The following is a 13,492-nucleotide window of genomic DNA, read 5'->3' as shown; positions in this document are numbered from 1 at the left end:
ACAAAAAGCTAGACGACACGCCGCAACCGGGCGCGCCGGGCGCTGAGTCGGGGATGGGTGGTGAGGATCACGTAAAGGATGGGACGCCAGGCCATAAGCACCTCCGCAGGCAGTTACTGACAGTATGGCGCGGCTGGCTGGCAGCTGCGGTCAGGCGAAAGTGCGAGAACGTCTCTACCAGCTAAACCCCCTGCACGCCTCGCGCAAGCGGATCAAAAACTGTCGGGCGTTGGTGGTCATCGCCGATTTCTGCGACCACACCGCGCAATACTGTGCCGACGGCAGCTGGGTGATCGGCAGCGCCACCAGCTTATCTTCAAGCTGCAGCGGCTGACACATCGCCCGGGCCACGACCGTCAGATAGTCTGCGTTGATGACCATATTTAACCCGGTGATGACGGAATCCGTGCGCAGCGGGGTAACATCGACCTGACGATAAAAATGGCTAAGTTCATTTTGCAGCTGCTGATAGTAGCCCATGGTCGATTCCGGTAGCAGCCATTTAGCCTGACGTAGCGCCATCAACTCGCGAGCCTCCGCCAGCGGATGCCCCTTGCGCGCGACGATGCAAAACGGTGAGGTAAACAGCGGCTCGATCATCACCCCTTCCGGCGGTGCCATCGGATCGACTGAGCCAATAGCGATATCAATTTCACCGCTGCGCACGCCGGGCAGCAGCGAGGACAACTGCCCCTCTTTGGCCGTCAGTAACACCTGGGGCAGCGTCTCCTTAAAAGCATCGGCCACGCCCGGAAACACCGTCAGAGCAATGAGTGACGAGAACCCCACGGTCAGCCGCCCGTGAGTGAAATGGTTGATCTGTTCCACCTCATCGGCCGCGCGGCGCAACTCTTCCAGCACCCACTCCGCGCGCCGGGAAAACGCCATTCCCGCCTCGGTAAGCGTGATGCCCTCTTTGCTGCGCAATAAAAGTTGTGTGCCTAAAGTTTGCTCAAGCTCACGCAATGTTCGGCTCAATCCGGGCTGAGAGACGCCCAGCTCCCGCGCCGCCGAACGAATACTGCCGCTGCGCGCGACCTGACGGAAGGCCAGAAGATGGCCGAGTTTTGGCAGATAGTTCATCCCTCACCCTATAACAAAAAAGCATCACCTATAGAAAAATTATATCTTCCCGCCCCTCCGGTAAACCCCTAGATTCAGGGTGCACACAACACCTTTCATCGCACTCTGACGCCAGGCGGAAAAAAATATGAAAAGCCAGTCACAGATGATTTTTTTGCTCTTTATCGGGTATGTCGTGGTCTATATCGATAAAACCGTGATGGGCTTTGCGCTGCTGCCCATCGAAAAAGAGTTTGGATTGAGCACCGCGCAGCTGGGGTATATCACCGGGATCTTCTTCCTGGCCTACTCCCTGTTTCAGATACCGGCGGGCTGGCTGAACGATAAAATCGGCTACAAAACCATGCTGATCCTCTCCCTGTGCGCGCTGGGGATCTTCGCCCTCTGCTTTGGCGCGCTGGGCATGAGCTTTGGCCTGCTGCTGGTGTTTCGCTTTCTCTCCGGCGTGGGGCATTCGGGCTATCCCTGCTCCTGCGCCAAAGCGGTGGTCAGTAACTTCGCGCTGGAAAAGCGTACCTTTGCCCAATCCGTTCTGCTCTCTTCCGCCGGACTGGCGATGACCGTAGGGCCGATTGTCGCCGTCTGGGCGCTGGAACACCTCGGCTGGCACGCGTCGTTTGTCTCGCTGGGGATCATTGCCTGCGCCATTGCGGTGCTGATCGCCGTGCGCGTGCCGTACCAGAAACCCGCCGCCCGCCAGCACGCGCAGGGCCAGAGCGGCGCATTGTGGCGCAACCCAACGGTCGTGCTGCTGTTTATCTCCGTCTTCTGCGTCAATATTCCCAGCTACGGCCTGCTGGCGTGGCTGCCAAAATTTTTCGTCCAGAGCATGGGCATGCCGCTGGAGATTTCCGGTTATATCGTGGCGGCCGGTGGCGCGGGGATTTGGCTATCCTCATTAGGGACCGGCTGGCTGGTCGGGAAATATTTTCACAACCGCGAGCCGCAGGTGATCCTGACCTGCGCGCTGGTGAGTGCCGCCGCCATTTTTGGCATCTTCCACACGTCCACGGCGCTGACCGCCAGCGCCCTGCTGTTCGTCGGGGAGATCTTCCTGATGGCGACCTTTGTCACCGCCTTTACCCTGCCGATGAAGCGCCTGCCGGAAAACATCATGGGCTCGGCCATCGGACTGATTAACACCGGCGGGACCCTGGGCGGCTTCGTTTCGCCTGTTGTCATTGGTTATCTGGTTGGGCAAAGCCACAGCTATGAGAGCGCATTTATTTTCCTGTCACTGGCAATGGTGTGCGCAGGCGTGGCGATTGCGCCACTGATAAAAAAACCTGCCGCGCCGCTGCCGGTCACTGACTGAAGGAGAGTGTCATGAAAAGTACCCTTGAAAACCTTATCCGCGACGTACACGACGATGTGATCCGCTGGCGCAGGCATATTCACGCCAATCCGGACCTGTCGTTTCAGGAGAAGCCGACCGCTGATTTTATCGCGCGGGAACTGGCAGCCCTGCCCGAGCTGGTACTGAGCCGCCCGGTAGAGAACAGCGTCATCGCGGTATTACAGGGCGAGAAGCCCGGCCCGATGTGGGCGCTGCGTGCGGACATTGACGCCCTGCCGCTACAGGAAGAGAGCGGTGAAGCGTTCAGCTCCACCAAAGCCGGGGTAATGCACGCCTGCGGACACGATGCCCACACCGCGATGTTGATGGGTGCCGCCAAAGTGCTCTGCCGCCTGCGCCATCAGCTGCATGGCAGCATTAAGTTTATCTTTCAGCCTGCAGAGGAAGTGCCGCCGGGCGGCGCGCGCGAACTGGTGGAAAAAGGGGTGGTTGACGACGTCGAGAAGATCTTCGGGCTGCACGTTTTCCCCACCAGCCCGACCGGCAAAATCACCCTGAAAGAGGGAGTGTACGTCGCCTCCAGCGACAACTTCGACATTACCCTTTTCGGCCAGGGCGGTCACGGCTCTATGCCGCAGTTCTGTATCGATCCGGTCGTGATTGGCGCGGAAGTGGTTACCGCCCTGCAAAACGTGGTGGCGCGGAATCTTGACCCGATCAACGCCCCGGTGCTGACCATCACCACCTTCCAGGCAGGCGACAGCTATAACGTCATTCCGGACAGCGCACGTCTGGCAGGCACGGTACGCACGCATAATCAGCAGGTACGTGAGCAGGTGCCGCAGCTGATGCAGCGGATTGTCGAGGGGGTTGTCAGCGCCCACGGTGCCCGCTGTGAGATCCGCTGGCAGCAGGGTTATGTCGTCGGGAACAACCATGCCGATACCAACGCCATCGCCAAAGCCGCCATCGCCGAACACTTTGCTGAAGGAACGCTACAGTTGGCCGATCGCGCGCTGTTCGGCAGCGAAGACTTCTCCTCCTATCAGGAGAAAATCCCCGGCACTTTCCTGTTCATTGGCTGCGGTAACGAGGAAAAAGGCGCGGTATGGAACGTCCATAACCCGCACTTTCGCATCGACGAAGCCGCGCTGGCCGTGGGCGTGAAGACGCATATTGCATTAGTGAGCGCGCTGTTTGAGGAGATGTGAGGCTCTCTTTTCACTGAGGGAGCGATAACGCATGCGGCCTGCCGGTGACACGCAACTGGCAGGCCGCCGCCGCACAATTATTGGTAAATCCTTAAATCAGTTCTATAGTCGACACAGTTTCTTCGTTACCAGGACTTACTATGCGCTTTAATGGACTGACCAAAGGTTTCTTCCTTCTCATTCTCGCCCTCGTTACCTGGGCTTTTTTCGATGTGCTCTCGCCCTACTTCTCCGCGATACTGTGGGCCGCGATCCTGACCATCATCTTTAACCCGGTAAAAAACAAGCTGCGCACTGCGCTTGGTGAACGCAACGGGCTGGCGTCGTTCCTGACCCTGTGCATTATCTGCCTGATCGTCTTTATTCCGTTAACGGTGATCCTCTCCTCGCTCGCCATTGAGCTGAACGTGGTTTACACCAAGCTGCAGCAAAACAATACCCAGTTCCCGGAGGTGGTTGCCGGGGTCTTTAACCGTCTGCCGGACTGGGCCAGCGGATTCCTGGCGGATCATGACCTGACGAACGCCGCCGAGATCCAGAAAAAACTCTCGGACGCGGCGCTTAAAGGCGGGCAATACCTCGCAGGCAGCGCGTTCCTGATCGGTAAGGGAACGTTCGGGTTCGCCATCAGCTTCGGCATCATGCTCTATCTGCTGTTCTTCCTGCTGAAAGATGGGCCGTATCTGGTGCGCCAGATCCTCGACTCTCTGCCGCTGTCTGATTTTGCCAAACAGCACCTGTTTGCCAAGTTCGTTGGGGTCTCCCGCGCGACGGTAAAAGGGACGGCCGTTGTGGCCGTGGTTCAGGGTACGCTCGGCGGGATCGCGTTTGCGATTGTGGGCATCGACGGCAGTATCCTTTGGGGCGCGCTGATGGCGTTCTTGTCACTGGTGCCCGCCGTCGGCTCGGCGATTGTCTGGGTTCCGGCGGCAATTTACCTGTTTGCCACCCATCAAATCTGGCAAGGGCTGTTCATCGTCGGTTTCTTTGTCATCATTGTCGGCCTGGTGGACAACATCCTGCGCCCGCTGCTGGTGGGCAAAGACACCAAAATGCCGGACTACCTGATCCTGATCTCCACGCTGGGCGGCATGGAACTTTATGGCATTAACGGCTTCGTCATTGGTCCGTTGATTGCCGCGCTGTTCATCGCCTGTTGGAACCTGTTCTCCGGTCGCGACCATGAAGGCAACGCCGAAGAGCTGGATGCCGAGTTTATCGAAGAAGGGCGAAACCCGCCGGATTTATAACCCTATCGTTAAAACGAGGCGGCCCCGTGCCGCCTTTTTTTTCACCATAAATCAAACGTTTTCTATAATTTGAAAGAACGCCATCCCACTCTTGTCGCAGAAGGATTAACAGGTGCGAATCGCCACAATCACAAACTGGGCCTACGGCGCCACGGTGTGTCTGACCCTCGCCTCCGGCGTCGTCATGCTGATGGCGTCCCATGCCGACAGCGTTGAGCGCGAGGCCGTTAAGCAGCGGCAGCAGTTCGATCAGCTGACCGAAAATGTGGAGACCGACGCCTGGATGCTCTCCGACCTGGCGCGCCTGTTCGTCATCAAAAAAGAGCCGTATGTCCTCGAAGAGTATCGGGCGAAAGAGCGCGAGCTGAAGGGCATTGAGCATCGGCTCGAAGCGCTCAAAGATACGGGAGCCTCGGTCGAAGAGCTTGCCCTGCTGCAGGAGGGGCTGAAAATCATCGACGAGCTGCAGGATGAACAGCAGGTGGCGCTCGCCAGCATGGCGCAAGGTAACGAGCAGCAGGCCGTTGCGCTGCTGTATGGCAAAAACTATGAGCAGGAGCTGGAGCGCGCGCAGAGCCAGATTGACCATTTTCGCCAGCTTCTGGATAAACGCATCATTGCCGACGTGCAGGCGGCCACAAAAACATCGAAAACGCTGCGTACCGCCTCCGAGGTGATGGTCGGGCTGACTGCCCTGCTCTTTTTGTTCGTGATGGGCTTTATTCTTAAACGCCGTGTTCTGCATCCGGTCGTGCGGCTGAGCGATGTGGTACACCGCCTGGCGTCGCAGGACTATGCGGTTGAGACGCCGAACTTCACCCAAATCGATGAGATTGGCGATATGGCGCAGGCTATCCGTATTTTCCGCGAAAATGGCCTGGCGCGGCAGCGGTTGGAGAAAGAGCGCGACGCCGACTGGGCGATCCGCGAGCTGCTGGCGCGCATGACCCAACGATTTCAAGGCTGCGAGAGTTTCGCGGACGTGATTAACGTGGCGGAGCTGTTCGCCCCCAATATTGCGCCCGGGGTGTCGGGACGCTTGTATATCGTCGATCGCGCGTCGTGGGAGATGCGCTGCGCGGCCGAATGGCTGTCGCCTGAAGGAGAGAAAAAACCGTTCCACCCGGATGCGTGCTGGGCCATTCGACGCGGGCAGAGCCATCCACCGGTAAACGGCGAGCCGGATATCACCTGCTCGCATCTGCCAGCCTCGCAAATGCATCAGTCGCTGTGCGTGCCGCTCATTGCGCAGGGCGAAGCCATCGGCCTGCTCTCTTTCCAGAACATCACCCCGGACACTGCGCCCTCCCGCGCGTATCTGGAGCTGATGGCGGAGGCGCTCGGGCTGGCGCTGGCCAACCAGCGGTTGCGCGATGCTCTGCTGGAAAAAGCCTTGTTTGATCCCCTCACCGGATTACGCAATCGCCATCATCTGGAGGATACCTTACGCACGCAGATGACCCAGGCCATGCGCAATAAAGAGCCGATAAGCTGCCTGATGATCGATATCGATCACTTCAAAAGCATTAACGATCGCTTTGGTCATGAAGCCGGTGACCAGGTGATCAAAAGCGTGGCAACCATTATTCAGCGCGCGGTACACGATACCGGCCTGGCCTTCCGCTACGGCGGTGAAGAGTTCCTGGCGCTTCTCACCGGTGCGGACGAGGAGGCAGCGCATGCCTGCGCAACGAAGATTTACGACGGCGTGCAGGCCCTCTCCCCCCATTACGGGCTGACAGAAATTGGTCCGGTTGATGTCTCTATCGGGATCGCCAGCTATCCGCAGCACGCCCAGAGCGATAACCTGCTGCGCGCCGCGGATGTCGCCCTGTATCGGGCAAAAGAGCTGGGCCGCTCGCGAATTGTGAGCTTTGGAATGCTGGAGGCGGGCTAACCGTTATTTTGCGCGCGCCACACCCTCACCATCTCGTCTGTGACTTCGTTTTTATAGCAAATGGGAGCATAGCCGCCCGCTTTGCTCCAGGCACTGCGTCTTCCACAGGCGCTGCCGTTTCTCGCACGGTTAAAAGGACAGGCGCAAACGCCCGGATACGAAGCGATCGATTCGGTAATAACGTTCTCTTTTACCTGTTCATCGGATACTGAATGACCTTTTGCCGTGGCGTTTCCCGCCAGAAAAAGGCCGCACGCAGCCAAAAGTACCATCCATGATGATTTACCGTTCATTTTAATGACTCGTTTTAACAGAAGGGAGAGGTCCAGAATAAGTATTGAAAACGCGGAATGTACTGATATAGAACAAAGTTATTATGGGAGGGGGTGTGGGATGTTGGCGGGGTATTGGTGGTGTGAAAACTATCAGTTGCCATTATTCACCTGGAATATGTTTTTGCCGTTATTTGGGGATGGAGAGGGAAATACACTCGTGTATTCATTCAGGCATGTCTGTTCTGAAACAGGGATAAATGCTTTTTGATGTTTGTTACGGGGGGTTGAAGTAAGGATTTATCATTGAGAGTGGTGCCGATAATAGGAGTCGAACCTACGACCTTCGCATTACGAATGCGCTGCTCTACCAACTGAGCTATATCGGCCCTGAGAGGCCGGTTACGAGCGTAACCACGGGGCAAAAGAGTAGATCTAACCGGGGGATGCGTCAATGCCCTTTTGAATCGAACGTCTATTTTTGCATCACACGGGTTTTCCTTACGCACAAAAAGTACATTTGCCTCCGGCTTCACCTATCCGGTGGCACGTCTTTGCGTCAGGATCAGGAACAGCCTCACCAGACCACAGCCAACCCAAGTATGTTTTGGGACGCATACTTAAAAAGGGATCAATTGTCGGTCACCCTTTTGCAGATGCCTCTTATCTACAAGGTAAATGTCCAGCCGAGGATGGGAGAGAAGAAATAATATTAATCCCTATATTGCGTTTTCTTAGATCCAAATATCAATAATAGCTGGGGTCGCGGATTATGCAAATGCGTTGTTTCTGATTTTATTGGTGTTTCTATTTTATTGCTGAGTATACCTTTTCGCTCAGGATGATTGATTACAAATATTTACAATTCCATGTGATATTTTTTATGCGCATTTATAGCTAACTGGCAAATTACGACTAGTATCATATAGACAGTAGGAATTATATCTTTTACTGGATATAGACGTTTACTCCACGGTTTTATATTTATCAGGTTTGGCCATTATTATCACGCTATGTTAATTCATGGTGCAAAGGCGTTTGTTTTCGCTCAATTAATTCCCCCTCTCAGCGCGAAGCGTCAGGATTAGCGTTAATTTAAAGGACAACAGATATGAATCAAATTTACGACCAACCCACAACCCTCCGTCGGGATCCCGAGACATATTCATCCCTGCCCGCCGCCAGCAACAGCGCGGTATCATGGGGGGCCATATTTGCAGGTGCAGTCGCTGCGGCCTCTCTTTCCATGATTCTACTTATGCTGGGCGCAGGATTAGGCCTGACGTCTATTTCTCCCTGGGAAAATGATGGTCTGGATGCCTCTACGGTAGGTATCGCTGCCATCGTATGGCTTGCCTTCACCCAAATAGCAGCATCGGGAATGGGTGGCTATCTTGCCGGGCGTTTACGCACTAAATGGGTGGCGACTCACTCAAACGAAGTTTATTTCCGCGATACAGCACATGGCTTTTTGACCTGGGCCGTGGCTTCACTTATCTCGGCAATATTATTAACGACCACCGCTGGCTCTATTATCGGCGGGAGTGCCAAAGCAATTGGTGCGGTAGCAGGTGGCGCAGCCACGGCCACGATGGGTGGCGTTGCAAATGCGACCTCTGGCTCGGATCCCTCTACGCAATATTTTATCCAGTCTTTATTCAGAACAATGAATACTGACACCGCGAATACGTCGGCAGTATCGACAAATACCCAGACACCTGGACCTGCACCGCAACAAGAAGTGTCCCCTGCGGAGTTAGGTGAAGTCACCGGTATTTTCGCCCACAGTATTACGACAGGTTCTCTGCCAAAAGAAGACCAGCAATATGTTGCCCAGCTGATTTCTCAGAAAACGGGCATTAGCCAGAGTGAAGCTGAACAGCGAGTGACTGCTACTTACGAAAAAGCGCAGAACGCGCTGAAAGAGGCCAAAACCAAGGCCCAGCAGGCCGCTGACGAAGCGCGGAAAACCACCAGCTACATCACTCTCTGGACATTCATCTCACTGCTGATTGGTGCTTTCGTCGCCAGCCTGTGTGCGACCTTCGGTGGTCGTCAGCGTGACTTATAATTATTGATAATTTGGGAGGTTCACATGCGTTCGATATTGCTGTTCTTTTTAGGCGTTCCTATTCCAATCATTATTCTGATTGCCTTGTTTATGCACTGATACCCGGCTTTTGATGGGGTAAAACAGAGTGAAGGGATGGCGCGGGTGATGCATTAAGGCCTTTGGAATCCGTTGGCTACTTGCATCGCCCGCCCGTTATTTACGCACGGATGGTATCATCGCCGAAGCCAATCCACTTATACGTGGTCAGTGCTTCCAGCCCCATCGGGCCGCGCGCATGCAGTTTTTGAGTGCTCACGGCCACTTCCGCGCCCAGGCCAAACTGGCCGCCGTCGGTGAATCGCGTAGAGGCGTTCACATACACGGCTGAAGAATCCACTTCGTTCACAAAGCGATTCGCGTTGCGCAGCGTGCGGGTCAGGATCGCATCAGAGTGTTGCGTCCCGTGTTCACGGATGTGCGCAATGGCGTCGTCGAGATCGGCGACCACCTTCACGTTCAGATCCAGCGACAGAAACTCATCATCGTATTGCTCCGCTTTCACGGGAACCACGTTCGCCGGGCCGTCCTTCAGCAGCGCCAGCGCACTGGCATCGGCGTGCAGCGTCACACCGCTTTGCGCCATCTGCTGGCTCAGCGCAGGCAGGAAAGTGTGTGCAATGCCCTGGTGCACCAACAGCGTCTCTACGGTATTGCAGGTGCTCGGACGCTGAGTTTTAGCATTAACGATAATTTTTAGCGCAGGGTCAATTTCTGCGGTGTCATCCACCAGAATATGACACACGCCGATACCGCCGGTGATCACCGGGATGGTTGACTGCTCGCGACACAGCTTGTGCAGCCCTGCGCCACCGCGTGGGATCAGCATGTCGATGTATTTATCCATGCGCAGCATCTCGTTCACCAGCGCGCGGTCCGGGCTTTCAATGGCCTGCACGGCACCCGCCGGTAAGCCGCACTCTTCCAGCGCCTGCTGGATGACCTTTACCGTTGCCGCGTTGGTGCGCCAGGTCTCTTTCCCGCCGCGCAGAATGGCGGCGTTACCGGTTTTAAGACACAAAGAGGCCACGTCAACGGTGACGTTCGGACGGGCTTCGTAAATCACGCCGATGACGCCGAGCGGCACGCGGCGGCGTTCAAGACGCAAACCGCTGTCGAGCAGCCCACCGTCAATCACCTGCCCGACCGGATCGGCCAGATTACAGACCTGACGAACATCGTCGGCAATGCTTTTCAGGCGCGCAGGATTGAGCGCCAGGCGGTCGAGCATCGCCTCGCTCAGGCCATTGCGACGCGCTTCCAGCAAATCCTGTTCGTTAGCGAGCAGGATCTCGGATGCCTGGGATTCCAGGTAATCAGCGATTTTTTCCAGCACGCGGTTTTTCTCACGGCTGGAAAGGAGCGCCAGTTTATAAGAGGCGGCCTTCGCGGCGGCCCCCATTTGTTCCAACATGTTCTGGCTCCTTAACGAATGATCATGTCATCGCGATGCACGGCTACCGGGCCATATTCATAGCCCAGAATAGCGTCGATCTGCTGCGAATGGTGGCCCGCAATACGGCGCAATGCGTCGCTGTTGTAGCGGCTTACGCCGTGGGCGATGTCGCGACCCTCGAGGTTACGGATGCGGATCACTTCACCACGCGAGAAGTTGCCTGTCACGCTTTTAATTCCTTTTGGAAGTAATGAACTCCCCCTTTCCAGAATAGCGGCAGTGGCCCCTTCATCAACGGTCAGCTCACCTGCTGGCGGCGCGCCGAAAATCCAGCGTTTACGGTTTTCCAGCGGTGACGCCTGCGCATGGAAGCGCGTCCCAACGGAGATCCCTTCCATGACGTCGCCAATAACGCCCGGGCGGCTACCCGCAGCGATGATAGTGTCGATACCCGCGCGACAGGCAACGTCAGCCGCCTGAAGTTTGGTGCCCATTCCGCCGGTTCCGAGGCCGGAAACGCTGTCACCGGCAATGGCGCGTAAAGCATCGTCGATGCCGTGAACGTCTTTAATCAGCTCCGCTTCCGGGTTGGAACGGGGATCGGCAGTAAACAGGCCCTGCTGGTCAGTCAGAAGCAGGAGCTTATCGGCACCCGCCAGGATTGCGGCCAGCGCGGAAAGGTTATCGTTATCGCCCACTTTGATTTCAGCAGTCGCCACGGCGTCGTTTTCGTTAATAACCGGAACAATATTGTTGTCCAGCAGCGCGCGCAGTGTGTCGCGCGCGTTCAGAAAGCGTTCTCTGTCTTCCATGTCGGCACGCGTCAGCAGCATCTGCCCGACGTGAATACCGTAGATGGAGAACAGCTGTTCCCAGAGTTGAATGAGTCGGCTTTGTCCCACGGCGGCCAGCAGCTGTTTAGAGGCGATCGTCGCGGGGAGTTCGGGGTAGCCCAGGTGTTCACGCCCGGCGGCAATCGCCCCGGAAGTCACAATAACAATACGATGCCCTGCGGCATGCAGCTGAGCGCACTGACGTACAAGCTCAACAATGTGGGCGCGATTAAGGCGGCGCGATCCGCCTGTTAAAACACTGGTACCGAGTTTTACCACCAGCGTCTGGCTGTCACTCATGATTATCTGCCGTTCAACAATAAGGGGAAATGAAGTCAAACGAACGTTTTAACAGGACTCAGGCCCGTTGCCAACCGCCTTAGCATAAAGCAGAACACTTTGTTGCGCGGGATCAGGAAGCCTAACGGCAGATTTTGACGCTTATATGACAGAAAAAATAAAACTGACTTTTTTAAACATATTCTTACTTTGTCATAAAACGTTCATTCGAGAACGATAAAACCCTTCCTGTTTTTTCACGGGACTTAAGCAAGCGCTTATCGTCCAGCGAATTTTAGCGCGTATATAACACTCAGGATTGAAAATGAACAAGAGTACTCTGGCATTAGTGGTAATGGGCGTTGTTGCTTCCGCATCGGTTCACGCAGCAGAAGTTTATAATAAGAACGGAAATAAACTGGATGTGTACGGCAAAGTAAAAGCAATGCATTACCTCAGCGATGATGATGCAAAAGACGGCGACCAGACCTACGTCCGTTTCGGTTTTAAAGGCGAAACGCAGATTAACGACCAGCTGACCGGCTATGGCCGCTGGGAAGCAGAATTTTCTGGCAACAAAGCAGAAAGCGATTCTTCTCAGAAAACCCGTCTTGCTTTCGCGGGGATTAAAATTAAAGACTTCGGTTCTTTCGACTACGGTCGTAACCTGGGCGCGCTGTACGACGTCGCAGCCCTGACCGATATGTTCCCGGAGTTCGGCGGTGACGGCCTGGCGCAGACTGATAACTTCATGACTAAACGCTCCAGCGGCCTTGCAACATACCGTAATACCGACTTTTTCGGTCTGGTCGATGGTCTTGATATGACCCTGCAGTACCAGGGCAAAAACGAAAACCGCGACGTTAAAAAACAGAACGGCGACGGCTTCGGCACCTCTCTGGGCTATGACTTCGGCGGCAGCGATTTCTCCATCATCGGCGCTTACGCTAGCTCTGATCGTACCAACGAGCAAAACCTACAGGCGCGCGGCGAAGGTAAAAAAGCGGAAGGCTGGGCAACAGGCCTGAAGTACGACGGTAACGATATTTACCTGGCGACCATCTATTCTGAAACGCGTAATATGGCCCCGATTTCAGGCGGCTTTGCCAATAAAGCGCAAAACTTCGAAGCCGTGGCGCAATACCAGTTTGATTTTGGTCTGCGTCCATCCATTGGTTATGTTCAGTCTAAAGGCAAAGATATCGAAGGGATCGGTGACGAAGATATCGTGAAATATATCGACGTGGGCGCGACCTATTATTTCAACAAAAATATGTCCGCTTTTGTTGATTATAAAATCAACCAGATTGACGACGATAATAAACTGGGCGTGAGCAGCGATGATATCGTTGCCCTGGGGATGACGTACCAGTTTTGATTTTGCAGTAATAAAAAACCGGCGTAATGCCGGTTTTTTATTGTCCGGTGGCGGCTTCGCCTTACCCGGATGACCAACCTGACCTTATGCCGTCAGCTTAACCGCTTCGCTTGAGAAATCATCGGCGGGTTCCAGCTTCAGGTCCAGCGTTGCCAGCAGCGCCGTTGCTTTGGCAAGGTACTCTTTCAGTGTGTGCTCCAGACGATCGATCACTTCCTGATCTTTGATAGGCGCAGGCTGCCAGTTCCCTTCTTTATTAAACAGACCAAACTGGTAGCTGTAGGTGAAACGTTTTTCCTCTGCTTCCATTTCCATCCACCAGCCCCAGAATTCACGGCTTTCAGGCGCAGGCTTCACGTTGACGCATACGGCCAGGCAGTCGAAAAAAAAGCGATTCTCTTCACACTGCTCTTCTCGAATGTACGGGCCAAGAGCCATGAACTTCTTAATCAGTCTACTTTTCGGGTGTCCACTCGGTAACGTCAT

Annotated in this window: 11 protein-coding genes and 1 tRNA gene; 6 read left to right on the top strand and 6 right to left on the bottom strand. The window is 55.1% G+C overall.

All coding sequences use genetic code 11. The features are described from left to right. Positions 1-174: 174 nt before the first annotated feature. Complete coding sequence (locus ACWKX3_RS10355; RefSeq protein WP_006176815.1) at positions 175-1,083, bottom strand: LysR substrate-binding domain-containing protein; 909 nt, start codon at positions 1,081-1,083, stop codon at positions 175-177. A 127-nt stretch (positions 1,084-1,210) separates the two neighbouring features. On the opposite strand from ACWKX3_RS10355, the gene ACWKX3_RS10350 reads away from it, so the two are divergent. The 4 genes from ACWKX3_RS10350 to ACWKX3_RS10335 all read left to right on the top strand — a co-directional run bounded on the left by ACWKX3_RS10350 (position 1,211) and on the right by ACWKX3_RS10335 (position 6,738). Continuing rightward, positions 1,211-2,398 (top strand): MFS transporter, encoded by a 1,188-nt coding sequence (locus ACWKX3_RS10350; protein WP_454541706.1) that lies wholly within the window; start codon positions 1,211-1,213, stop codon positions 2,396-2,398. Between the two features lie 11 nt (positions 2,399-2,409). Next, positions 2,410-3,591: an amidohydrolase gene (locus ACWKX3_RS10345; RefSeq protein WP_454541705.1), complete on the top strand. Its 1,182-nt coding sequence runs from the start codon at positions 2,410-2,412 to the stop codon at positions 3,589-3,591. A 140-nt stretch (positions 3,592-3,731) separates the two neighbouring features. Continuing rightward, the gene (locus tag ACWKX3_RS10340) at positions 3,732-4,841 is read left to right on the top strand and encodes an AI-2E family transporter (RefSeq protein WP_058609331.1); all 1,110 of its coding nucleotides are present in this window, start codon (positions 3,732-3,734) and stop codon (positions 4,839-4,841) included. Between the two features lie 112 nt (positions 4,842-4,953). Continuing rightward, positions 4,954-6,738, top strand: a complete 1,785-nt coding sequence (locus tag ACWKX3_RS10335; protein WP_454541704.1) for a diguanylate cyclase — start codon at positions 4,954-4,956, stop codon at positions 6,736-6,738. Here ACWKX3_RS10335 and ACWKX3_RS10330 read toward each other — a convergent pair. Both ACWKX3_RS10330 and ACWKX3_RS10325 read right to left on the bottom strand, forming a co-directional pair. Continuing rightward, a complete protein-coding gene (locus ACWKX3_RS10330) occupies positions 6,735-7,031 on the bottom strand; it encodes a hypothetical protein (protein ID WP_454541703.1) in 297 nt (98 codons plus the stop codon). The two genes, ACWKX3_RS10335 and ACWKX3_RS10330, sit on opposite strands and share 4 nt — an antisense overlap. Before the next feature lie 292 nt (positions 7,032-7,323). Then, positions 7,324-7,399: transfer RNA gene (locus ACWKX3_RS10325), tRNA-Thr, on the bottom strand. A 722-nt stretch (positions 7,400-8,121) separates the two neighbouring features. Between ACWKX3_RS10325 and ACWKX3_RS10320 the strand changes: the two genes are divergently transcribed. Continuing rightward, positions 8,122-9,081, top strand: a complete 960-nt coding sequence (locus ACWKX3_RS10320; RefSeq protein ID WP_454541702.1) for a hypothetical protein — start codon at positions 8,122-8,124, stop codon at positions 9,079-9,081. A gap of 199 nt (positions 9,082-9,280) precedes the next feature. Here the strand turns inward: ACWKX3_RS10320 and proA are convergent, their stop codons facing one another. Then, positions 9,281-10,534 (bottom strand): glutamate-5-semialdehyde dehydrogenase, encoded by a 1,254-nt coding sequence (gene proA, locus ACWKX3_RS10315; RefSeq protein ID WP_153681473.1) that lies wholly within the window; start codon positions 10,532-10,534, stop codon positions 9,281-9,283. Positions 10,535-10,545: 11 nt separating this feature from the next. Then, complete coding sequence (gene proB, locus ACWKX3_RS10310) at positions 10,546-11,649, bottom strand: glutamate 5-kinase (RefSeq protein ID WP_006176799.1); 1,104 nt, start codon at positions 11,647-11,649, stop codon at positions 10,546-10,548. 304 nt (positions 11,650-11,953) lie between these two features. Here proB and phoE point away from each other — a divergent pair, with 304 nt between their 5' ends. After that, on the top strand, positions 11,954-13,006 hold the full coding sequence (gene phoE, locus ACWKX3_RS10305; protein WP_454541701.1) for a phosphoporin PhoE: 1,053 nt from the start codon (positions 11,954-11,956) through the stop codon (positions 13,004-13,006). Between the two features lie 84 nt (positions 13,007-13,090). On the opposite strand, the gene crl is transcribed toward phoE, so the two are convergent. Continuing rightward, positions 13,091-13,492, bottom strand: coding sequence for a sigma factor-binding protein Crl (gene crl, locus ACWKX3_RS10300; RefSeq protein ID WP_006176796.1), 402 nt, complete (start codon positions 13,490-13,492; stop codon positions 13,091-13,093).

This window comes from Enterobacter sp. UPMP2052, from assembly GCF_053709675.1.
Note: the sequence above shows the minus strand (reverse complement) of the source record. Positions and strands in the feature narration are given on the sequence as shown.